We start from the raw sequence: 23,032 nt of genomic DNA on the forward strand, positions 1-23,032 counted from the left end.
GCCGACGGCGTGGTGGCGCGCCGATCCGTCCACGGCCCCGGCCAGTGACCGATGAGGAGTGTTATGGCCGACCGCCGGTCGTCTACGGCAGGAGCGGCGTCCCCTCGGCGTCCCGCTGAGCACGCCTGGTTGGTCACCGGGCCGCTGGCCCTCGTCGCAGTCGTCTTCTCCACCGCGATCGGTCTGGTCACGACGCACCCGTTCGGGGCGTGGGGCCTCACCGCCGTCCTGCTCACCGTCATGGTGGTGGCGGGCCTGCCGATGCTCAACTTCGTGATCGGCCGGCAGTCCTTCGGGGTGCGGCTCACCGAGATCCCGCTGGTCCTGGCCTTCTATTTCCTGCCGCCGCTGATGGTCGTGCTGGCGTACACGCTGGCCACCCTGGTCAATCACCTGCGGTACCGGTTCGGGTTCGCGAAGATCGCGTTCAACGTGGCCAACGCCTCCGCCGCGGCGTCCTTCGCCGCGCTGGTGCTGCTGGCGTTGCCGCCGATCCGTGGCGTGGGGCCCGGCACCTGGGGCGTGCTGTTCGCCTCGGTCAGCACCTTCACGCTGGCCACCCTGGTCGGCGTTGCGGGAGTCATCACGGTCATGCACGGCTGGCAGGCCGGCGCCGGGGTGCTGCGGAACGCGCCGCCGCCGCTGCTGACCTTGGCGATCAACGTGGTGCTCGGTCTGGTCGTGCTCATCGCCCTGGACACCACCTGGTGGTCGGCGATCCTCATCGCCGCGCTGGCGGCCGCCGGTGCCGCGGTCTACCGCTCCTACGCCCGGTTCTTCCGCCAGCACCGGACCCTCGGCGACATGTACGACCTGACCAAGGCGATGACCGCGGAGGGGCAGAGCGGCAATCTGGTGGACGTCCTGCTCGGCCGGATCCGGGCGCTGATGCAGGCCGAGTACGCGACCCTCTGGCTGCCCGCCCAGGGGCGGCACCCGGAGGTCATGTTGACCGCCCGGGTGGACGACTCGGGTCTGCTCGACGTCGCGCCCACTCCCGAGGTGATCCGCGAGGAGACCCGACGGCAGCAGCGGAGCCTGGCGCTCGGCGTACGGCTCGGCGGGGACGAGGAGCTGCGGGCGTCGCTGCGTACGACCGGCGTCAAGGACGTCATCGCCGTACCGCTCCGCTCCGGGCAGGCCGTCATCGGCACCCTGGAGGTGGCCAACCGGCTCAGCGACGTCGGCCACTTCACCGACAGCGACATCCCCATCTTCGAGACCGTCGCGGCACATGCCGCGGTCGCCCTGGAGAATTCCCGCCTGGTCGACCGGCTGCGCCACGACGCGTACCACGACACGCTCACCAAGCTGCCCAACCGCCGCCGGATCACCGGCGCGCTCGATGAGGCGGTCAAGATCCGCGCACCGGGCGAGGTGGTGGCGGTCCTGCTCTTCGATGTGGACGGCCTGCGCCAGGTCAACGAGTCCCTCGGTCACGCCGCGGGCGACAAGGTCCTCGTCGAGGTGGCCGAGCGGCTGCGCGCCTGCGCGCCCTCCTCGGCCCTGGTGGGCCGCGCCGGCGGCGACGAGTTCCTGGTCACCCTCCGGCTGGAGAACGCCGAGGCGGCGCTGGAGCTGGCCGCCCAGCTGCGCGAGCAGATCCGCGACGAGATGGTCTTCGACGCCCTCACTCTCGACGTCGACACCGCGGTCGGGGTGGCCGTGCACCCGGACCACGGCAGTGACGCCGCGTCGCTGCTGCAACGGGTGGACCTGGCCGCGACGGCGGCCAAGTCCGTCCCGGGCAGCGTGCAGCTGTTCAATCCGGCGTTGGAGTCGCGGTCGCTGCGCCGGCTCGGCCTCGCCGGCGATCTGCGTCGGGCGCTGGACGAGGGCGCGCTGGAGGTCTACTTCCAGCCGAAGGTGACGCTGCGCGACCGGCGGTTGGTCGGGGTCGAGTGCCTGGCCCGGTGGGAGCACCCGACGCATGGCACGGTGAGTCCGGAGGACTTCGTCGCGGTGGCCGAGCACACCGGCCAGCTGGGCCGGCTCACCGAGGTGGTGCTGCGGGAGGGGCTGCGGCGCAGCCGAGACTGGAGCCACACCGGCCAGCCGCTCGCCGTCGCGGTCAACCTCGCCGCGCGTACGCTCACCGACCAGCACTTCCCCGACCGGGTAGGCGAGCTGCTGACCGAGTACGGCGTCCCGCCGCAGCGGCTCACTCTCGAGATCCGCGAGTCCGGGGTGCTGGACGGCACCGACCGACCGATCCCGACCCTGCGCCGGCTGCGGGACCTGGGCGTGCGGCTCTCGGTGGACGACTTCGGCACCGGTGACTCGTCGCTGGCCCATCTGCGCCGGCTGCCGGTGCACGAGGTCAAGGTCGACCGCTCGTTCGTGCAGGGCATGGCGACGGATCCGGGCGACCTGGCGATCGTCAACGCCGTGGTCACGCTCTCCCAGCAGTTCGGTCTCGCCGTGGTTGCCGAGGGCGTGGAGAGCGAGCTGACCCTGGAGCTGCTCCAGGACATCGGCTGTGAGATCGGCCAGGGCTTCCTGTTCAGCCGCCCGCTGCCGTACGAGCGCCTGGAGGCCTGGTTCGGCGCCCAGGTGGACCCGGAGACGATCTCCTCGGGTGAGTCGCCGAGGCTGCGGGTTGTGCCCTGATCTGTGGAAACGCGGGGCAGGGGGATCCGATTTCACCCCGGCGGCGGGGTCATGTACTGTTACCCCTGCGCGACGCCCTCCGGGGTGATCGGGCAGGCCCCCTTAGCTCAGTCGGCAGAGCGTCTCCATGGTAAGGAGAAGGTCTACGGTTCGATTCCGTAAGGGGGCTCAGAGGGTCCGGCTGGACCCGCCTGCGGCGGTGTAGCTCAGATGGCAGAGCAAGCGGCTCATAATCGCTGTGTCGCCGGTTCAAGTCCGGCCACCGCTACTCTCGTCCTCCGGGCCTGGTTCCCGGCGGCCGATGGAACGGGCGCCACTGGCGCCCACTTTGCATGTCCGCGCATCGACCGCGTAGGCTGATGCGTCGTAGTTGATACCCCAGCGAGGAAGGCACTCCGCCGTGGCGAAGGCGACCGATGTCCGGCCGAAGATCACTTTGGCGTGTGTGGAGTGCAAGGAGCGCAACTACATCACGCGCAAGAACCGTCGTAACGACCCGGACCGCATCGAGCTGAAGAAGTTCTGCCCCCGGGACGGCAAGCACACGGTCCACCGCGAGACCCGCTGAGCTGCGGCCGGCATCGCCGGCCCAGTCCCTGAGCACTTCCCGAACGCCGATCCGCACGGATGGCGCGGCATTTTCGCCGCCCCTCCCGTACGGATCGGCGTTCGTGCTTTGCGTGTAGGTTCGGCGGCATGTCCCTGGACCCGTCCTTCGTCGGCCGGACCTATCCGCCGACCGCCCCCTATCAGGTGGGCCGAGAAAAGATCCGCGAGTTCGCCGCCGCCATCGGCGCCACCGACCCGGCCCACCACGACCCGGCGGCGGCCCGGGCGCTGGGCCACCCGGACGTGGTCGCCCCGCCGACCTTCCCCTTCGTGATCACCATGGCCGCGAACCGCCAGATCGTCGAGGACCCGGCGCTGGGCGTCGACTACAGCCGGGTGGTGCACGGCGACCAGCGCTTCGCGTACACCCGTCCGGTGGTGGCCGGGGACGAGCTGGTCTGTGTGAACACCATCGAGGAGGTCACCAACCGGGGCGGGCACGGCTTTCTGACCACCCGCACCGACGTGCGCACCGTCGCCGGCGAGCCGGTGGTCGCGGTCTGGTCCAAGCTCGTCGTACGCGGGGAGGGCTGAGATGGAGCTGCCGACTCAGACGTTCCGGATCACCCGGGCGGACCTGGTTCGCTACGCGGGCGCCTCCGGCGACTTCAACCCGATCCACTGGAACGACCGGACCGCCACCAAGGTGGGCCTGCCCGGGGTGATCGCGCACGGCATGTTCACCATGGCGCTGGTCGGTCGGGCCGTCACCACCTGGGCGGGGGCGCCCGACGCGGTGGTCGACATCGGCGTCCGGTTCACCCGGCCGGTGGTGGTCCCGGACGACGACGAGGGCACCGAGATCGAGGTCAACGCGGTGGTGAAGGAGGTCACCGAGGAGGGCCTGACCAGGCTCGACGTGACCGCCACCTGCCTGGGGGAGAAGGTCCTCTCGCAGGCCCGGGCGATCGTCCGGACCACCCGCTGACCGGTGCAGGACAGGTGATGGGCGGTACCGGTTGGGAAAGTCGGGGCACTACCCGTACACTGGTCCGCCGTGGGGCAAGTGACCCGTGCCCGGCCGTCGTGGCCGAGCGGGGCGAGCGTTGCCGCACAGGGGTGTAGCTCAATTGGCAGAGCAGCGGTCTCCAAAACCGCAGGCTGCAGGTTCAAGTCCTGTCACCCCTGCGCCTCAGGCCTGACCGTTCCCGTGGGTCGCGCCGCCGACTGGCGGCGTCCGGCCCGTGGTGGTGGCATCGGCGGGGTGGTTCCGAGGCATCGGGCCCCTTCGTCCGGTCCGCCGGCCGCGGCCCGTCGCGGGACGGCTGGTCCGGCCGGCGTGACCAAACGCCGCGTACGCCCGTGAGGCGTACGACCGACATCCCGCGACGGAGGGCGAAGTGGCCGAGAGCAAGCGGCGCGGCGAGGACGCCGGCGACGAGGGTCTGCGCGACGAGCGCGACGAGCTCGTCGACGACGTGGCCGCCGACGACGACGCCACCGGCGCGGACGAGCCGGCCGAGGAGCCGGTCTCCCGGGGCGGCACCGCGACCCGTTCGCGGGCCCGTGCCGGTTCGGCCGACAGCAAGCCGAAGACCCGTACCGACACCGACCGGATCGGGCTGTTCGCCCGCATCGCGCGTTTCTTCCGCGAGGTGGTCGCCGAACTGCGTAAGGTCATCTGGCCGACCCGCAAGGAGTTGCTGACCTACACGGCCGTGGTGGTGACGTTCGTCGCGGTGGTGCTGACGATCGTCGGCCTTCTCGACTTCGCCTTCGCGAAGGGCGTGCTGTGGGTCTTCGGCAACCCCAGCTGACCGGCCGACTGAGCCGATAGTGACGGAAGTGAGCGAGCGTGCCTGAGTACGACGAGACCGCCGAGACCACGGACGACCAGTCCACGGTGGCGACGGCGGCGAGCGACGAGTCGGTCGAGGCCGCCAGCGAGCCGGAATTCCCGACCACCGAGCCGGCCCCGGACGAGGAGTACGACCCGGTCGCCGAGCTGCGCCAGAAGCTGCGCTACGCCCCGGGCGACTGGTACGTGGTGCACTCCTACGCCGGCTACGAGAACAAGGTCAAGACCAACCTCGAGACCCGGATCACCTCCCTCGACATGGAGGACTTCATCTTCCAGGTCGAGGTGCCGACCCGGGAAGAGGTCGAGGTCAAGAACGGCAAGCGGTCCCAGGTCCAGGCCAAGGTCTTCCCGGGCTACATCCTGGTCCGGATGGAGCTGACCGCCGAGTCGTACTCCTGCGTGCGCAACACGCCGGGGGTCACCGGCTTCGTCGGTGCCACCGACCGGGCCGACCGGCCGGCGCCGCTGAGCCTCGACGAGGTGCTGAAGTGGCTGGCCCCGGCGGTCGAGGCGGTGGAGAAGAAGGCCAAGCCCGAGGTCAGGGTCCTCGACTTCGAGGTCGGCGACTCCGTCACCGTCACCGACGGCGCGTTCGCCTCGCTGCCGGCGACGATCAGTGAGATCAACGCCGACCAGCAGAAGCTCAAGGTGCTGGTGTCGATCTTCGGCCGGGAGACTCCGGTCGAGCTGAACTTCAACCAGGTCGCCAAGATCTGACGTCCGGGTTGCCGGCGGTGGGCATCGCCCGCCGCCGGCGTACCCGTTCCGCCCCTCCGTTGGACCTCGACGGACGGGGCGGTGCAACGCTGCGCTACCCTAGAACGTCGTCGCTGTCGCATCGCGCTGACCGTGCGCGCCCGCGGCCCGGCACCTTTCCCAGTTCCAAGCCCCAGGAAGTGACATGCCTCCGAAGAAGAAGCTCGTCAAGACGTTCACGCTTCAGCTGAAGGCGGGCCAGGCCACGCCGGCGCCGCCGGTGGGCCCCGCGCTCGGTCAGCACGGCGTGAACATCATGGAGTTCTGCAAGTCCTACAACGCGCAGACCGAGTCCCAGCGGGGCGACATCGTCCCCGCCGAGATCAGCGTGTACGAGGACCGGTCCTTCACCTTCGTCCTGAAGACCCCGCCCGCCGCCCGGCTGCTGCTCAAGGCCGCCGGCGTGGAGAAGGGCTCCGGCGTCCCGCAGAAGGACAAGGTCGGCTCCGTGTCGCAGGCCCAGGTGCGTGAGATCGCCGAGAAGAAGATGGTCGACCTCAACGCCAACGACATCGACCAGGCTGCGAAGATCATCGCCGGCACCGCCCGGTCGATGGGCATCACCGTCAGCGACTGACGTCGCCTGAGCACTCACCCGATCAGTTCGTGGGAGGGCGCGCGATGACCGCGGCCCGCCAGAGACCACAGGAGTAACCAGAAATGCAGCGCAGCAAGAGCTACCGCAAGGCCGCCGACGTCATCGACCGGTCGAAGCTCTACACCCCCGCCGAGGCCGTGAAGCTGGCCAAGGAGACTACCAACGTCAAGTTCGACGCCACGGTCGAGGTCGCCATGCGCCTCGGCGTCGACCCCCGCAAGGCGGACCAGATGGTCCGCGGCACGGTCAACCTGCCGCACGGCACCGGTAAGACCGCCCGCGTGATCGTGTTCGCCGCCGGCGCGAAGGCCGAGGAGGCCGCCGCCGCCGGTGCCGACGAGGTGGGCACGGACGAGCTCGTCGCCCGGATCCAGGGCGGCTGGCTGGACTTCGACGCCGCGATCGCCACCCCCGACCAGATGGCCAAGATCGGCCGGATCGCGCGGATCCTGGGCCCGCGCGGCCTGATGCCGAACCCGAAGACGGGCACGGTGACCATGGACGTCACCAAGGCCGTTCAGGACATCAAGGGCGGCAAGATCACCTTCCGGGTGGACAAGCACTCCAACCTGCACCTGATCATCGGCAAGGCCTCGTTCTCCGAGACCCAGCTGGTGGACAACTACGCCGCCGTCCTCGACGAGGTGCTCCGCGCCAAGCCGTCCGCGGCCAAGGGCACGTACCTCAGGAAGGTCGTCCTCACCACCACCATGGGCCCGGGCGTTCCGGTCGACCCGAAGCTGGTGAAGAACCTCCACGAGGCCCCGACCGAGGGCTGAGCACGACTTCCGCGCAGGGGCCCCGCCACGACTCGTGGTGGGGCCCCTGCCGTTCGTCCGGGCTGTGGCAGGCTCGCGGCATGTTGCTGGAGGACGTCTGGCTCCGGTACCACCGGCGCGGCCCGTGGGTGCTGAGGGCGGCGCAGGCCCGGATCGAGCCGGGTGAGGTGGCGGTCGTGCTCGGCCGCAACGGCGTGGGCAAGTCCACCCTGCTCCAGCTCGCGGCCGGGGTGCTCCGGCCGGACCGGGGCCGGGTCGTCGACCGGCCCCGCCATGTCGGCTGGGTGCCGGAGCGGTTCCCCGCCGACCAGCCCTTCACCGTCCAGGCCTACCTCACCGCGATGGGCCGGATCGCCGGGCTGTCCCGGTCCGGCGCGGCGCGGGAGACCGACCGGTGGACCGAGCGGCTGGGCCTGACCCGGTTCCGGGGCGTGAAGCTGCCCGAGCTGTCCAAGGGCACCGCGCAGAAGGTCGGACTCGCCCAGGCGATGCTCCGCCGGCCCGGCCTGCTGGTGCTCGACGAGCCCTGGGAGGGCCTTGACTCCGCCGCCCGCGAGCTGGTCCCCGCCCTCGTCGACGAGGTGCTGGCGGCCGGCGGTTCGGTGCTGGTCAGCGACCACCGGGGGGAGACCGTCCGGCTGCCGGGCGCCCGCCGCTGGACCGTCGCGGACGGCGTGGTGACCGAGGAGACGTTCGCCGGGGCGGAGCCGATGGCCGTGGTCGAGGTCGCCGTGCCGGCCGCGCGGGTGGCCGGCGCCGTCGCCCGGTTGCGCGCCGAGGGCCACCACGTCCTGCGGGTACGCCCCGACGCCGCCCCGCCGGACGTCGGGTCACCCGAGCCGGCGGCGGGAGAAGGCGTCGGAGCGGACGGCCCGGCGCGGGAGGTGTCCCGGTGAGCGCGCTGGTGCGGCTGCGGCTGGCCGGCTTCCTGCGTACCGGGCGGGCGCTGGCGCCGCTGCTGGCCGGCCTGCTCGCCCTCGGCGTCCTGTACGGCGGCGGCCGGGCCCAGCCGGCGGCGGCGTACGGCGTCTCCGCGGTGGTGCTCTTCCCGGTGCTGGCCTGGCAGACCAGGATCCTGCTGGACGTGGAGCCGGACGTGCAGCGGCGGTTGGCCCTGGTCGTGGTCGGCCCGGCCCGGGAGCGCGCGGCCGGCCTGCTGGCGGCGACGGTGGCCGCGCTCGGCACGGTGGCCGTCGCGATGATCTTCCCGTGGCTGGTCGGCGGGGTGACCGGCCCGGTGGGGCCGGGGGACCGGTCGTTGCCGGTGGGCCTCGCCCTCGGGCTCTGGGCCCACCTGCTGGCCCTGCCGGCGGCGGTGGCGCTCGGCGCCCTGGCCAGCCGGGCGGTCACCGGCAGCGCGGGCAACGGCGTGGCGGTGCTGGCCCTGGGTGCGGTCGGCGCCCTGGTCCTCGGCCTGAGCGGCTCGGTGGCGCCCTGGCTGGCGCCGCCGGTGATGGCGACCGCCCGGGCGGTGACCGGCCCGCTGGCCGGCTCGACGGCGCTCCTGCTCACCGCTGGTGCGCTGGCCTGGGCGGCGGTGGCCCTGGCCGGCTACGTCTGGCGGCGCCGGGTCCGCCCCTGAGCGGGTCCGCCCCTGAGCGGGGCCGGCCCTGAGCGGGGCCGGCCCGCCAGCGGCGCCGGCGCCGGAGGTGCCGCGCCGGAGTGACCGGGCGCACGTGGGGGCGATTTGGTGCGCACCGTCGCGTGCCGTAACCTGGTGACAGAGTTCCACCCAGAGACCGCTGGTCACCGTGCTCCGGCACGGTCGAAGGCCCCGCGATGACGGGCGACCCGCGCAGGGCGGCAAGCGAAAATCGGCTCTTCCCGTGGTCCGCTGACCATGGTGATCGTGCCGGCCCTCGCCCCGTGCGCCCTGCGCCGGGGCTTTTCTCGTTGTCGTGATCCTCCGCCGCTGTCGGAAGGCCCTCCGGCCTGCCGACGGCGACCAGCCTCGAGCAACGAGAGAGGAGGGACATGGCGGACAAGCCGATCCGGGCCGACAAGGCCTCGGCCGTCGCTGAGCTGACCGAGAGCTTCCGTAACGCGGGAGCTGCGGTGCTCACCGAATACCGTGGTCTGACGGTTTCCCAGCTCACCCAGCTGCGGCGCTCGCTCGGCAAGGAGACCACCTACACGGTCGCGAAGAACACGCTGGCCAAGCGTGCCGCGACCGAGGCGGGCATCTCCGGCCTCGACGAGCTGTTCACCGGTCCTACCGCGCTGACTTTCGTTTCGGGCGACGTCGTCGAGGCGGCGAAGGGGCTTCGCGACTTCGCGAAGGCCAACCCGAAGCTCGTCATCAAGGGCGGTGTCTTCGAGGGCAAGGCCATTTCCGCGGCCGAGGTCACGAAGCTCGCCGACCTGGAGTCCCGTGAGGTGCTGCTGGCCAAGCTGGCCGGCGCGATGAAGGGCAACCTGAGCAAGGCCGCGGCCCTGTTCCAGGCTCCGCTCTCCAAGACCGCCCGTCTGGCGGCCGCCCTGCAGGACAAGCGCGAGAAGGAGGGCGCCGAGGCGGCCTGAGGCCTCCCGGCGCACCCAGTTCTTACCTAACAGATTCAGGAAAGGACGCCAGACATGGCGAAGCTCAGCACCGACGAGCTGCTCGACGCGTTCAAGGAGATGACGCTGATCGAGCTCTCCGAGTTCGTGAAGCAGTTCGAGGAGACCTTCGAGGTCACCGCCGCCGCTCCGGTCGCGGTCGCCGCTGCCGGTGGCGCTGCTGCCCCGGCCGAGGCCGAGCCGGAGAAGGACGAGTTCGACGTCGTCCTCGAGGGTGACGGTGGCAAGAAGATCCAGGTCATCAAGGTCGTGCGTGAGCTGACCGGCCTGGGCCTCAAGGAGGCCAAGGACGCGGTCGAGTCCGCGCCGAAGGCCATCCTGGAGAAGGTCAACAAGGAGACCGCCGAGAAGGCCAAGGCCAAGCTCGAGGGCGAGGGCGCCAAGGTCACCCTCAAGTAATTGAGGTACGACCAGGCGCGCGTCCGGCTCACGTGAGCCGGGGCACACCGCATCGTGGCGGGCGGTGATCCGGGAACGGGTCACCGCCCGCTGTGGTTGGTGACTACCGGTGGCAGCGGCGTGAGCAGGACGTCCGGCACCCGGCGTACGGCATCACGGCGGTGCCCGGCGGAGTTCCCGGAGCGGAAAGACGGCGGCGACCCGACACCGGCCCTTGACGCGGCACCTGACTCCCAGGCACGCTGACACCAGCAAGACCTTCCGCGCTTGCGACGGCCACCACTTGGGTAATGGCAGCGGCAGTACCACCCGCCGCGACACCCGAGCGGCCCGCAGGAACGCCGCGTTCCGAGCGGCCCGGCAGACCCGGTTTCCCGGGGTCCCGAGGCACGTTCCGCGACGACCTGCGGGGTGGACTGGACAGCGGTTAGCCTCTCGGCTACACTGCTAGTTTGCGCTGCCTTCCGACTTGACCCCTGCTCGGAAATGTCCGTTTACGGATATTTCTGGTGGGGTCATTGGAGTGCACGCGTACCAGCCGTTCTGCAGCACCGGTCCTCGGAAGGACGCATCTTGGCAGCTTCCCGCCCTGCGAAGACCAGTCGTACGTCGAGCGCTTTCGCTCCCCGCCGAGTTTCTTTCGGCAGGATCACCGAACACCTCGAGGTCCCCAACCTCCTCGCCATTCAGAACGAGTCCTTCGACTGGCTCGTCGGCAACGAGGCTTGGCAGGGCCGGTCGGCGGACGACCCGCACGCACGATCGGGTCTCGCGGAGATCCTCGAAGAGATCAGTCCCATTGAGGACTTCTCCGGCACCATGTCGCTCTCCTTCTCGGCTCCGCGCTTCGACGAGGTCAAGGCCTCGATCGAGGAGTGCAAGGAGAAGGACCTGACCTACTGCGCGCCGCTGTTCGTGACCGCGGAGTTCACCAACAACACCACTGGCGAGATCAAGAGCCAGACGGTGTTCATGGGTGACTTCCCGATGATGACGCCGAAGGGCACCTTCATCATCAACGGCACCGAGCGCGTCGTGGTCAGCCAGCTCGTCCGGTCCCCGGGCGTCTACTTCGACAAGCAGCCGGACAAGACCTCCGACCGCGACCTCTCCAGCGTCAAGGTCATCCCGAGCCGGGGTGCCTGGCTGGAGTTTGACATCGACAAGCGCGACACGGTCGGCGTCCGCATCGACCGCAAGCGTCGGCAGGCCGTCACGGTCCTGCTCAAGGCCATCGGATGGTCGGCCGAGCAGATCCGTGAGCGGTTCGGCTGGTCCGAGCTGATGATGACCACGCTCGAGAAGGACCACATCGCCGGCCAGGACGAGGCGCTGCTCGACATCTACCGGAAGCTCCGCCCTGGCGAGCCGCCGACCCGTGAGAACGCCCAGACCCTGCTCGACAACCTCTTCTTCAACCCGAAGCGGTACGACGTCGCCAAGGTCGGTCGTTACAAGTTCAACAAGAAGCTCGAAGTGGGCGTGCCGATCACCACGGGCACGCTGACCGAGGACGACATCGTCGCCACCGTGGAGTACCTCTGCCGGCTGCACGCCGGTGAGGACGGCTACGAGGCCGACGACATCGACCACTTCGGCAACCGGCGCCTGCGTACGGTCGGCGAGCTGATCCAGAACCAGGTCCGGGTCGGCCTGTCCCGGATGGAGCGGGTCGTCCGCGAGCGGATGACCACGCAGGACGTCGAGGCGATCACGCCGCAGACCCTGATCAACATCCGCCCGGTGGTGGCGGCGATCAAGGAGTTCTTCGGTACGTCGCAGCTGTCCCAGTTCATGGACCAGACCAACCCGCTGGCGGGCCTGACCCACCGGCGCCGGCTGAGCGCGCTCGGCCCGGGTGGTCTGTCCCGGGAGCGGGCCGGCTTCGAGGTCCGTGACGTGCACCCGTCCCACTACGGCCGGATGTGCCCGATCGAGACGCCGGAAGGCCCGAACATCGGCCTGATCGGCGCCCTGTCCACCTTCGCCCGGGTCAACCCGTTCGGCTTCATCGAGACGCCGTACCGGAAGGTCGTCGAGGGTCGGGTCACCGACCAGATCGACTACCTGACCGCGGACGAGGAGGACCGGTACGTCAAGGCCCAGGCCAACGCGCCGCTGAAGGCCGACGGCACGTTCGCCGAGGACCGGGTCCTCTGCCGCCGTAAGGGCGGCGAGACCGAGGACGTGGTTCCCGGCGCCGTCGACTACATGGACGTCTCGCCGCGGCAGATGGTCTCGGTCGCGACCGCGATGATTCCGTTCCTCGAGCACGACGACGCCAACCGCGCCCTGATGGGCGCGAACATGCAGCGTCAGGCGGTGCCGCTGGTCAGGGCCGAGGCGCCGCTGGTCGGCACCGGCATGGAGTACCGCGCGGCCGTCGACGCCGGTGACGTCGTCGTCGCCGAGGTCGGTGGTGTGATCGAGGACCTCTGCGCCGACTACATCACCATCCACCAGGACGACGGCCACCGCCGGACGTACCTGCTGCACAAGTTCCGCCGCTCCAACGCCGGCTCCTGCGTCAACCAGAAGCCGGTCGTCTTCGAGGGCGACCGCGTCGAGGCCGGTCAGGTCATCGCCGACGGTCCGTGCACCGACGAGGGCGAGATGGCGCTCGGGCGCAACCTGCTGGTGGCGTTCATGTGCTGGGAGGGCCACAACTACGAGGACGCGATCATCCTGTCGCAGCGCCTCGTGCAGCAGGACGTGCTCACCTCGATCCACATCGAGGAGCACGAGGTCGACGCCCGGGACACCAAGCTCGGCCCGGAGGAGATCACCCGCGACATCCCGAACGTCAGCGAGGAAATGCTCGCGGACCTCGACGAGCGCGGCATCATCCGGATCGGCGCCGAGGTCGTCCCCGGCGACATCCTGGTCGGCAAGGTCACGCCCAAGGGCGAGACCGAGCTGACCCCGGAGGAGCGGCTGCTCCGCGCGATCTTCGGTGAGAAGGCGCGCGAGGTCCGGGACACCTCGCTGAAGGTGCCGCACGGCGAGACCGGCACGGTCATCGGCGTGCGTACCTTCTCCCGCGAGGACGGCGACGAGCTGCCGCCGGGCGTCAACGAGCTGGTGCGGGTCTACGTCGCCCAGAAGCGCAAGATCCAGGACGGCGACAAGCTCGCCGGCCGGCACGGCAACAAGGGCGTCATCTCCAAGATCCTGCCGGTCGAGGACATGCCGTTCCTGGAGGACGGGACCCCGGTCGACATCGTGCTCAACCCGCTCGGTGTGCCGAGCCGGATGAACATCGGTCAGGTGCTGGAGACCCACCTCGGCTGGGTCGCCAAGACCGGCTGGAGCGTGGACGGTGACGACGCGGAGTGGAAGAAGGCGCTGCGCTCGATCGACGCCCACGAGTCCGAGCCGGACACCAACGTGGCCACGCCGGTCTTCGACGGTGCCCGCGAGGCGGAGATCTCCGGTCTGCTCGCGTCGACCCTGCCCAACCGGGACGGCAAGCAGCTGATCGGGTCCTCCGGCAAGGCGCAGCTGTTCGACGGTCGTTCCGGCGAGCCGCTGCCGGACCCGATCGCGGTCGGCTACATCTACATCCTGAAGCTCAACCACCTGGTCGACGACAAGATCCACGCCCGGTCGACCGGCCCGTACTCGATGATCACGCAGCAGCCGCTGGGTGGTAAGGCGCAGTTCGGTGGCCAGCGCTTCGGTGAGATGGAGTGCTGGGCCATGCAGGCGTACGGCGCCGCCTACGCCCTGCAGGAGCTGCTGACCATCAAGTCCGACGACGTCCTGGGCCGGGTCAAGGTCTACGAGGCGATCGTCAAGGGCGAGAACATCCCCGAGCCGGGCATCCCGGAGTCGTTCAAGGTGCTGCTCAAGGAGCTGCAGTCGCTGTGCCTCAACGTCGAGGTGCTCTCCAGCGACGGTGTGGCCCTGGAGATGCGCGAGACCGACGACGAGGTGTTCCGGGCCGCGGAGGAGCTGGGCATCGACCTGTCCCGGCGCGAGCCGAGCTCGGTCGAAGAGGTCTGAGGTGAGCGGTCGGGAGCCGGCGCGCCGGCTCCCGACCCCACCCACTAGCTAGCAGTACAGACGACGACATAGGGGACATAGTGCTCGACGTCAACTTCTTCGACGAGCTGCGCATCGGCCTCGCCACCGCCGACGACATCCGTCAGTGGTCGCACGGTGAGGTCAAGAAGCCTGAGACGATCAACTACCGCACCCTGAAGCCGGAAAAGGACGGGCTCTTCTGCGAGAAGATCTTTGGTCCGCAGCGAGACTGGGAGTGCTACTGCGGTAAGTACAAGCGGGTCCGCTTCAAGGGCATCATCTGCGAGCGCTGCGGCGTCGAGGTGACCCGTTCCAAGGTGCGTCGTGAGCGGATGGGGCACATCGAGCTCGCCGCTCCGGTGACCCACATCTGGTACTTCAAGGGCGTGCCGAGCCGGCTGGGCTACCTGCTGGACCTCGCCCCCAAGGACCTCGAGAAGATCATTTACTTCGCCTCGTACGTCGTGACGAGCGTGGACGCCGAGTCGCGTCACCGTGACCTCTCGACCATCGAGAACGAGATCCTGGCCGAGAAGCGGCAGTCCGAGAACAGCCGCGACTCGGAGATCGAGAAGCGGGCCGCCAAGCTCGAGGCCGACCTGGCCGAGCTGGAGGCTGAGGGTGCCAAGGCGGACGTCCGGCGCAAGGTCAAGGAGGGCGGAGAGCGCGAGATGCGCCAGATCCGCGACCGGGCCCAGCGCGAGATCGACCGCCTCGACGAGGTGCTGGACACCTTCCGCAAGCTGGAGCCGAAGCAGCTGGTCACCGACGAGCTGCTCTACCGCGAGCTGCGCGACCGGTTCGGCGAGTACTTCACCGGCGGCATGGGCGCCGAGGCCATCAAGGCGCTGGTCCAGAACATGGACCTCGACGCCGAGGCCGAGAGCCTGCGCGAGACCATCCGCTCCGGCAAGGGCCAGCGGAAGATCCGGGCGCTCAAGCGGCTCAAGGTCGTCGCGGCGTTCCTGAACACCCGCAACTCGCCGCTCGGCATGGTGCTGGACTGCGTCCCGGTCATCCCGCCGGACCTGCGCCCGATGGTGCAGCTCGACGGTGGCCGCTTTGCGACCTCCGACCTGAACGACCTGTACCGCCGCGTGATCAACCGGAACAACCGCCTCAAGCGGCTGATCGACCTCGGCGCGCCCGAGATCATCGTCAACAACGAGAAGCGGATGCTCCAGGAGGCCGTCGACGCGCTGTTCGACAACGGCCGTCGCGGCCGGCCGGTCACCGGTCCGGGTAACCGCCCGCTCAAGTCGCTGTCGGACATGCTCAAGGGCAAGCAGGGCCGGTTCCGCCAGAACCTGCTCGGCAAGCGCGTCGACTATTCCGGCCGTTCGGTCATCGTGGTCGGCCCGAAGCTGAAGCTGCACCAGTGCGGCCTGCCCAAGCAGATGGCGCTGGAGTTGTTCAAGCCGTTCGTGATGAAGCGGCTGGTGGACCTCAACCACGCGCAGAACATCAAGTCCGCCAAGCGGATGGTCGAGCGGCAGCGGCCGGTCGTGTGGGACGTGCTGGAAGAGGTCATCGGCGAGCACCCGGTGCTGCTGAACCGCGCGCCGACCCTGCACCGCCTGGGCATCCAGGCCTTCGAGCCGCAGCTGGTCGAGGGCAAGGCGATCCAGATCCACCCGCTCGTCTGCACCGCGTTCAACGCGGACTTCGACGGTGACCAGATGGCGGTGCACGTGCCGCTGTCCGCCGAGGCCCAGGCCGAGGCGCGGATCCTGATGCTGTCGTCGAACAACATCCTCAAGCCGGCCGACGGCAAGCCGGTCACCATGCCCACCCAGGACATGGTCATCGGTCTCTACCACCTCACCCACCTCACTCCGGGTGGCAAGGGCGAGGGTCGGGCGTTCAGCTCGGACGCCGAGGCACGGATGGCGTTCGACGCCAACGAGCTGCACCTGCAGACCCCGGTCAAGATCCGGCTGCGCGGTGTGGTCGGTGTCGACAACGGCGCCGGCGCCGAGCCGTGGGCCGCGCCCGAGGGCTGGGTCGAGGGTGAGCCGCTGACCGTGGAGACCACGCTGGGCCGGGTCCTGTTCAACGAGACGCTGCCGCAGGGCTACCGCTTCGTGAACTACGAGATCCGCAAGGGCCAGCTCTCCGCGATCGTCAACGACCTCGCCGAGCGCTTCCCGAAGGTGGCTCTCGCGGCCACCCTGGACGGGCTCAAGGAGGCTGGCTTCCACTGGGCCACCTGGTCCGGGGTCACCATCGGCATGGAGGACGTCATCGCGCCGCCGCGCAAGCGGGAGATCCTGGCGCGGTACGAGAAGGACGCCGACCAGATCGACAAGCAGTACCAGCGTGGTCTGATGACCGCCGAGGAGCGTCGCGGCGAGCTCATCGAGATCTGGACCAAGGCGACCAACGAGGTCGCCAAGGAGATGGACACCGCGCTGCCGCAGGAGAACCCGCTGTGGAAGATGATCCACTCGGGTGCCCGCGGTAACCTGCTCCAGCTCCGGCAGATCGCGGCGATCCGTGGTCTGGTGGCCAACCCGAAGGGCGAGATCATCCCGCGGCCGATCAAGGCCAGCTACCGGGAGGGTCTGTCCGTGCTGGAGTACTTCATCTCCACGCACGGTGCCCGTAAGGGTCTCGCCGACACCGCGCTGCGGACCGCCGACTCGGGTTACCTGACCCGTCGTCTGGTGGACGTCTCGCAGGACGTGATCATCCGCGAGGAGGACTGCGGCACCGACCGGGCGATCCCGATGCAGATCGGCGAGCGGCTGGACAGCAAGCTGGTCGTGCACACGCACGCCGAGACCAGCGTGCACGCCCGGACCCTGGCCGACGACATCAAGGGGCCGGACGGCACCGTGGTGGCGCAGCGCGGTCAGGACCTCAACTCGATCCTGGTCGACAAGATCGTCGCCGCCGGGGTGGAGACGGTCCGGGTGCGCAGCGTGCTCACCTGCGAGTCGAAGCTGGGCGTCTGCGCGGCCTGCTACGGCCGCTCGCTGCCGACCGGCAAGTCGGTCGACATCGGCGAGGCGGTCGGCATCATCGCCGCCCAGTCGATCGGTGAGCCGGGTACGCAGCTGACGATGCGTACCTTCCACACCGGTGGTGTCGCGGGTGAGGACATCACCCAGGGTCTGCCGCGTGTCCAGGAGATCTTCGAGGCCCGGATCCCGAAGGGCAAGGCGCCCATCGCCGACACCCCGGGCCGGGTCCGGATCGAGGACGGCGAGCGGTCCCGGAAGATCATCGTGGTGCCGGACGACGGCAGCGAAGAGATCGTCTACGACAAGATCTCCAAGCGGGTCAAGCTGCGGACCCACGACGGGGACCACGTCGAGGTCGGCGAGAAGCTCACCGAGGGCACCATTGACCCGCACGAGCTGCTGCGCATCCTCGGCCCGCGTGCGGTCCAGGTCCACCTGACCCAGGAGGTCCAGGAGGTCTACCGCTCGCAGGGTGTGCTCATCCACGACAAGCACATCGAGATCATCATCCGCCAGATGCTCAAGCGGGTGACGGTCATCGACTCCGGCTCGACCGAGTTCCTGCCGGGTGTGCTGGTCGACCGGGCGCTGTTCGAGTCGGAGAACCGCCGGCTCGTCGGCGAGGGTGGCGAGCCCGCCGCCGGTCGCCCGGTGCTGATGGGTATCACCAAGGCCTCGCTGGCCACCGACTCCTGGCTCTCGGCGGCCTCCTTCCAGGAGACCACCCGGGTGCTGACCGACGCGGCGATCAACTCGCGCAGCGACTCGCTGGTCGGCCTCAAGGAGAACGTGATCATCGGTAAGCTCATCCCGGCCGGTACCGGCATCAGCAAGTACCGCAACGTCCGGGTCGAGCCGACCGAGGAGGCGAAGGCCAAGGTCTACTCGATGACCGGCTACCCGGAGACCGACTACGGCTTCGGGCCGGCCAGCGGGCAGGCTGTGCCGCTGGACGACTTCGACTTCGGGTCGTACCGCTAAGCAGCGACCGACGAGGCCCCCGGCGTGACCGCCGGGGGCCTCGTCGTGTTCCGGGGTGGGCCGGCCTTCGGGGCCGAGGTGGCCGGTTTCGGCGTGCGCCGGCGGGCATGATGGGGGTATGACGACCGCTCCCGGGCAGCTGCCCGTGGCGCACCAGCCGCCACGCCACCCGCTCGACCCCGACCCGGCGCCCGCGACGAAGGCCCGCGCCGTCTTCGCGCTGGGCCTGATCGGGGCGCTGACCGGGCTGTTCATCGGCGGGGTGGTGCCCGCGACGGTGGCACTCCAGCTCGCCCGGCAGGCCCGGCGCGAGGCGTACGCCTCCGGCGGGTACCTCACCGGCGCGGCCTGGCTGCGGCAGGGGGAGCGGCTGGCCTGGGCGGGTCTGGTGCTGGTCGCGGTCGCCGTGGTGACGCTGGTGGTGATCGGCGTGGTCCGGCTGGCCGACGCCCCGTTCGGGCAGGACTACGCCCCGAACGTGGACTGAGCGCCGGTGCTCGTGCGGGCCCTGCGGGGCGGTGCGCGCCGGCGGTAGCCTGGCCGGTGTCCGTCGCGCGGCGAGGGATCTGGCTTGTCGACAGGAGGACCACGTGACGGAACCGGCGCCGCCGTCGGGAGCCGACCCGGGCGGCCAGCCCGCCGGGCCCCCGGAGACGGGCGCGCCCGGTTCCGCCGGTGCGGCCCCGCCCGCGACCGCCGTGCCCGTGTCGCCCTGGTCGGCGCAGGGGGCCGCCGAGGGCGACCGGTCGACCCCGGGCGCCGGCACGCCGCCGGAGGCCACCCCCATCGGGTACGCGTCGCCGCCGGCGCCGGCGCACCCCGGGCAGTTGTCGCCGGGTCAGCCCTTCGGTGGTCACCCCGGGCAGTTGTCGCCGGGGCAGCCGGGTCAGGTGTCCGGTGGTCACCCTGGGCAGTTGTCGCCGGGGTCCGGGCCGTACCCGGGGCCGTCTTCGGCGGGTGCGTACCTCGGTGGGGTGCCGGGCAGCGGCTGGCCGGCCGGTCCGGGTTGGCTGCCCCCGCCGCCGCGGGAGGCGCCCAAACCGCCCAAGCGGGTCGATGCTGTACCGGGTACCCCTTTCGGGGTGGTCCATCTCGACGTGCCGGCGGTGACCTCCGGTCCGGCGGTGGGCTCGCTGGTGGCCGGGGTGGTGTCGATCCTGGTGTCGGTGCTGGTGGTCTGCTTCGGTGTCGGGGCGGCGCGGTACGGCGGGGCCTGGGCGGCCGGCGCGTTCACCGTGCCGGGCGCGCTGGCCGGGGCGGCCGCGATCGTGGCCGGGCTGCTGGCCCGGCGGCAGATCGGGCGGGCGGCGCCGCCGCCGGCGGTCCGGTTCACCGGGCGGGGGCTGGCCACGGCCGGGATCAGCTGCGGGGCGACGGGTCTGCTGCTCTGCCTGGCGGGCCTGGGGCTGGCGTTGCTGCTGCAGTTCGCGTGACGGCGGTCGCGGCGGGGGCGACGGGCCGCTTCCGAGGGCAGCCGGTACACTTGGAGCCGTAGGTGCCCAGCACGGGCGAGCAGGCGCCACGGGGCGGGCGACCGGCGGGGTTTGAGATCCGCCGGACCATTCCGTTTTGACCTGCGAGGCTGTGGTAGGTACTCTTTCCCCTTGTGCCCGGGCGCGCCCGGGCAACTCGTGCGTGCGCGGGTCGCGGTTCATCCGGCGATCGAGCGGCCGTACGACACAGTCCAAGACCCGGCGCACGGTCCACCGCGTGCCGGCGAACAGAACCCGGTGCGACGCGCGAGCGACGGCACCGGGACCGTGAGCTGGGCGACACGCCCGACCGCGGGTGCCGGGACCTCCGTGAGGTGGCCCTGGTCGGAATGTAGGAGAGCCGTCCATCAGGTCGGCTAACGAGCAGACGGCGCGGCCGCGTGAGCGGCCGAAGGGAGCGGAGAAACCCGGTGCCCACCATCCAGCAGCTGGTCCGAAAGGGCCGCCAGGCCAAGACGACCAAGACCAAGACCCCGGCGCTGAAGGGCAGTCCTCAGCGGCGCGGTGTGTGCACCCGCGTGTACACCACCACCCCCAAGAAGCCGAACTCGGCGCTCCGCAAGGTCGCTCGCGTCAAGCTCAGCAGCCAGATCGAGGTGACCGCCTACATCCCGGGCGTCGGTCACAACCTGCAGGAGCACTCCATCGTGCTCGTCCGCGGCGGCCGGGTGAAGGACCTCCCCGGCGTGCGTTACAAGATCGTCCGCGGTTCGCTGGACACCCAGGGTGTCCGTAACCGCAAGCAGGCGCGCAGCCGTTACGGCGCGAAGAAGGAGAAGAGCTGACATGCCGCGTAAGGGACCCGCTCCGCGGAAGCCGCTGGTCGCTGACCCGGTGTACAACTCGCCGTTGGTCACCCAGCTGGTGAACAAGATCCTGATGCGGGGCAAGCGTCAGCTCGCCGAGCGCATCGTCTACGCCGCACTGGAGGGCTGCCGCGAGAAGAGCGGCACCGACCCGGTCGTCACGCTCAAGCGCGCGATGGACAACGTCAAGCCGACCCTCGAGGTCCGCAGCCGCCGCGTCGGTGGCGCGACCTACCAGGTGCCGGTCGAGGTGCGTCCGGCCCGCGCGACCACCCTCGGTCTGCGCTGGCTGGTCACCTACTCCAAGGCCCGTCGCGAGAAGACCATGGTCGAGCGGCTGATGAACGAGCTGCTGGACGCGAGCAACGGTCTGGGTGCCGCCGTCAAGCGGCGCGAGGACACGCACAAGATGGCCGAGTCGAACAAGGCCTTCGCGCACTACCGCTGGTAACACCCTGGTTCCGGCGCCGGACCGGCGCCGGAACCGCCACCAGTTGAGTCGAGACGACGATAAGTAGGGATTGAAGTGGCCGCCGCAGACGCGCTCGCCAACGTACGCAACATCGGCATCATGGCGCACATCGATGCCGGTAAGACCACGACCACCGAGCGGATCCTGTTCTACACCGGTATCACGTACAAGATCGGTGAGGTCCACGAGGGCGCTGCCGTCATGGACTGGATGGAGCAGGAGCAGGAGCGTGGTATCACCATCACCTCCGCTGCCACCAAGTGTGAGTGGAAGGGCCACACGATCCAGATCATCGACACGCCCGGTCACGTCGACTTCACGGTCGAGGTCGAGCGGTCGCTGCGGGTGCTGGATGGTGCGGTCGCGGTCTACGACGGTGTCGCCGGCGTGGAGCCGCAGACGGAGAACGTCTGGCGTCAGGCCGACAAGTACCACGTCCCGCGGATGTGCTTCGTCAACAAGCTCGACCGGACCGGCGCCGACTTCTTCCGCTGCGTGCAGATGATGATCGACCGGCTCAACGCCACCCCGCTGGTGCTCCAGATCCCGATCGGCCTCGAGGGCGACCACATCGGTGTCGTCGACCTGATCGGCATGCGCGCCCTCACCTGGCGCGGGGAGACCCAGAAGGGTGAGGACTACGCCATCGAGGAGATCCCGGCCGAGCTGGCCGACTCCGCGGCGGAGTGGCGCGAGAAGCTGATGGAGACCCTGGCCGACGTCGACGACTCGGTGATGGAGAAGTACCTGGAGGGCGAGGAGATCTCCGTCGAGGAGATCAAGGCCGCCATTCGTCGGGCCACCATCGCCAGCAAGGCCAACCCGGTGCTCTGCGGCTCGGCGTTCAAGAACAAGGGCGTGCAGCCCATGCTTGACGCCGTCGTCGACTTCCTGCCGTCGCCGCTGGACGTTCCGGCGATCGAGGGTACGGCCACCGACGGCGAGACCCCGTTGCAGCGGAAGCCGTCCAAGTCGGAGCCCTTCTCCGGCCTGGCCTTCAAGATCCAGACCGACAAGCACCTCGGCAAGCTCACCTACGTCCGGGTCTACTCCGGCGTGGTCGAGACCGGTACCCAGGTGGTCAACTCCACCAAGGACCGCAAGGAGCGGATCGGCAAGATCTACCAGATGCACGCCAACAAGCGGGAAGAGCGCAGCTCGGCCCAGGCTGGCGACATCATCGCGGTGCAGGGTCTCAAGCAGACCACCACCGGTGACACCCTGTCCGACCCGGCGAACCCGGTCATCCTCGAGTCGATGACCTTCCCCGAGCCGGTCATCGAGGTGGCCATCGAGCCGAAGACCAAGGCCGACCAGGAGAAGCTCAGCACCGCCATCCAGCGGCTGGCCGAGGAGGACCCGACCTTCCGCGTCAAGCTGGACGAGGAGACCGGTCAGACGGTCATCTCCGGCATGGGCGAGCTGCACCTGGACATCCTGGTCGACCGGATGCGCCGCGAGTTCAACGTCGAGGCCAACATCGGTAAGCCGCAGGTGGCGTACCGCGAGACCATCCGCCGCAAGGTGGACAAGGTCGAGTACACCCACAAGAAGCAGACCGGTGGTTCCGGCCAGTACGCCCGCGTCATCGTGAGCGTCGAGCCGCTGCCGCTGGACAACGACTCGCCGACCTACGAGTTCGCCAACGCCGTCACCGGTGGCCGTATCCCCCGGGAGTTCATCCCATCGGTGGACGCGGGTGCGCAGGACGCGATGCAGTACGGCATCCTCGCCGGCTTCCCGCTGGTCGGTGTCAAGCTGACCCTGCTGGACGGCCAGTACCACGAGGTCGACTCGTCGGAAATGGCATTCAAGATCGCCGGCTCGATGGTGATGAAGGACGCGGCCCGCAAGGCCGACCCGGCATTGCTCGAGCCGATGATGGCCGTTGAGGTCACCACTCCTGAGGAGAACATGGGTGACGTCATCGGCGACCTCAACTCCCGCCGCGGCCTGATCCAGGCGATGGAGGAGCGCAGTGGCGCCCGCATCGTCAAGGCTCTGGTGCCGTTGTCGGAGATGTTCGGCTACGTCGGCGACCTGCGGTCGAAGACCCAGGGCCGGGCTAGCTACAGCATGCAGTTCGACTCCTACGCCGAGGTTCCGCAGAGCGTCGCGAAGGAGATCATCGCGAAGGCAACGGGCGAGTAACGTCCCCGAGCAGGTGATTCGTGGTC

General features: G+C 69.8%; 19 protein-coding genes and 3 tRNA genes. All 22 read left to right on the top strand.

Going from position 1 to position 23,032, the window contains the following annotated elements; all coding sequences use genetic code 11:
- Positions 1–63 precede the first annotated feature (63 nt).
- The 22 genes from KBX37_RS08990 to fusA all read left to right on the top strand — a co-directional run bounded on the left by KBX37_RS08990 (position 64) and on the right by fusA (position 23,006).
- Positions 64–2,610 (top strand): bifunctional diguanylate cyclase/phosphodiesterase, encoded by a 2,547-nt coding sequence (locus KBX37_RS08990; RefSeq protein WP_210775448.1) that lies wholly within the window; start codon positions 64–66, stop codon positions 2,608–2,610.
- A gap of 96 nt (positions 2,611–2,706) precedes the next feature.
- A tRNA-Thr gene (locus KBX37_RS08995) sits at positions 2,707–2,779 on the top strand.
- Positions 2,780–2,805: 26 nt separating this feature from the next.
- Positions 2,806–2,878, top strand: a tRNA-Met gene (locus KBX37_RS09000).
- Between the two features lie 132 nt (positions 2,879–3,010).
- Entirely contained in the window at positions 3,011–3,178 is a 168-nt protein-coding gene (gene rpmG / locus KBX37_RS09005) for a 50S ribosomal protein L33 (RefSeq protein ID WP_013288652.1), read from the top strand.
- Positions 3,179–3,306: 128 nt separating this feature from the next.
- A complete protein-coding gene (locus KBX37_RS09010; RefSeq protein ID WP_210775449.1) occupies positions 3,307–3,753 on the top strand; it encodes a MaoC family dehydratase N-terminal domain-containing protein in 447 nt (148 codons plus the stop codon).
- 1 nt (position 3,754) lies between these two features.
- Positions 3,755–4,147, top strand: coding sequence for a MaoC family dehydratase (locus KBX37_RS09015; protein ID WP_210775450.1), 393 nt, complete (start codon positions 3,755–3,757; stop codon positions 4,145–4,147).
- Between the two features lie 127 nt (positions 4,148–4,274).
- Positions 4,275–4,347: transfer RNA gene (locus KBX37_RS09020), tRNA-Trp, on the top strand.
- 212 nt (positions 4,348–4,559) lie between these two features.
- Positions 4,560–4,976: a preprotein translocase subunit SecE gene (gene secE / locus KBX37_RS09025; protein WP_210775451.1), complete on the top strand. Its 417-nt coding sequence runs from the start codon at positions 4,560–4,562 to the stop codon at positions 4,974–4,976.
- Between the two features lie 38 nt (positions 4,977–5,014).
- On the top strand, positions 5,015–5,737 hold the full coding sequence (gene nusG, locus KBX37_RS09030; protein WP_210775452.1) for a transcription termination/antitermination protein NusG: 723 nt from the start codon (positions 5,015–5,017) through the stop codon (positions 5,735–5,737).
- Positions 5,738–5,921: 184 nt separating this feature from the next.
- Positions 5,922–6,353, top strand: coding sequence for a 50S ribosomal protein L11 (gene rplK / locus KBX37_RS09035; protein ID WP_210775453.1), 432 nt, complete (start codon positions 5,922–5,924; stop codon positions 6,351–6,353).
- 83 nt (positions 6,354–6,436) lie between these two features.
- Positions 6,437–7,153: a 50S ribosomal protein L1 gene (rplA, locus tag KBX37_RS09040; protein WP_210775454.1), complete on the top strand. Its 717-nt coding sequence runs from the start codon at positions 6,437–6,439 to the stop codon at positions 7,151–7,153.
- 80 nt (positions 7,154–7,233) lie between these two features.
- Positions 7,234–8,049 (top strand): ATP-binding cassette domain-containing protein, encoded by an 816-nt coding sequence (locus KBX37_RS09045; protein WP_210775455.1) that lies wholly within the window; start codon positions 7,234–7,236, stop codon positions 8,047–8,049.
- On the top strand, positions 8,046–8,735 hold the full coding sequence (locus KBX37_RS09050; protein WP_210775456.1) for a hypothetical protein: 690 nt from the start codon (positions 8,046–8,048) through the stop codon (positions 8,733–8,735). The genes KBX37_RS09045 and KBX37_RS09050 overlap by 4 nt, the downstream gene beginning before the upstream one ends.
- 392 nt (positions 8,736–9,127) lie before the next feature.
- A complete protein-coding gene (gene rplJ / locus KBX37_RS09055; protein ID WP_210775457.1) occupies positions 9,128–9,673 on the top strand; it encodes a 50S ribosomal protein L10 in 546 nt (181 codons plus the stop codon).
- 54 nt (positions 9,674–9,727) lie between these two features.
- Positions 9,728–10,111 (top strand): 50S ribosomal protein L7/L12, encoded by a 384-nt coding sequence (gene rplL, locus KBX37_RS09060; protein ID WP_088960246.1) that lies wholly within the window; start codon positions 9,728–9,730, stop codon positions 10,109–10,111.
- A gap of 573 nt (positions 10,112–10,684) precedes the next feature.
- A complete protein-coding gene (locus tag KBX37_RS09065; protein ID WP_210775458.1) occupies positions 10,685–14,116 on the top strand; it encodes a DNA-directed RNA polymerase subunit beta in 3,432 nt (1,143 codons plus the stop codon).
- An 80-nt stretch (positions 14,117–14,196) separates the two neighbouring features.
- Positions 14,197–18,084 (top strand): DNA-directed RNA polymerase subunit beta', encoded by a 3,888-nt coding sequence (locus tag KBX37_RS09070; RefSeq protein ID WP_210775459.1) that lies wholly within the window; start codon positions 14,197–14,199, stop codon positions 18,082–18,084.
- Positions 18,085–18,202: 118 nt separating this feature from the next.
- Complete coding sequence (locus KBX37_RS09075; RefSeq protein WP_210775460.1) at positions 18,203–18,571, top strand: hypothetical protein; 369 nt, start codon at positions 18,203–18,205, stop codon at positions 18,569–18,571.
- A 523-nt stretch (positions 18,572–19,094) separates the two neighbouring features.
- Positions 19,095–19,517 (top strand): hypothetical protein, encoded by a 423-nt coding sequence (locus KBX37_RS09080; protein WP_210775481.1) that lies wholly within the window; start codon positions 19,095–19,097, stop codon positions 19,515–19,517.
- 470 nt (positions 19,518–19,987) lie between these two features.
- On the top strand, positions 19,988–20,362 hold the full coding sequence (rpsL, locus tag KBX37_RS09085; protein WP_007465318.1) for a 30S ribosomal protein S12: 375 nt from the start codon (positions 19,988–19,990) through the stop codon (positions 20,360–20,362).
- Position 20,363: 1 nt separating this feature from the next.
- A complete protein-coding gene (gene rpsG / locus KBX37_RS09090) occupies positions 20,364–20,834 on the top strand; it encodes a 30S ribosomal protein S7 (protein ID WP_088647009.1) in 471 nt (156 codons plus the stop codon).
- 75 nt (positions 20,835–20,909) lie between these two features.
- Positions 20,910–23,006: an elongation factor G gene (gene fusA / locus KBX37_RS09095; protein WP_210775461.1), complete on the top strand. Its 2,097-nt coding sequence runs from the start codon at positions 20,910–20,912 to the stop codon at positions 23,004–23,006.
- The last annotated feature ends 26 nt before the right edge of the window (positions 23,007–23,032 follow it).

Origin of the sequence: Micromonospora sp. U56 (genome assembly GCF_018070095.1) — a bacterium.
GTDB classification, from domain to species: domain Bacteria; phylum Actinomycetota; class Actinomycetes; order Mycobacteriales; family Micromonosporaceae; genus Micromonospora; species Micromonospora purpureochromogenes.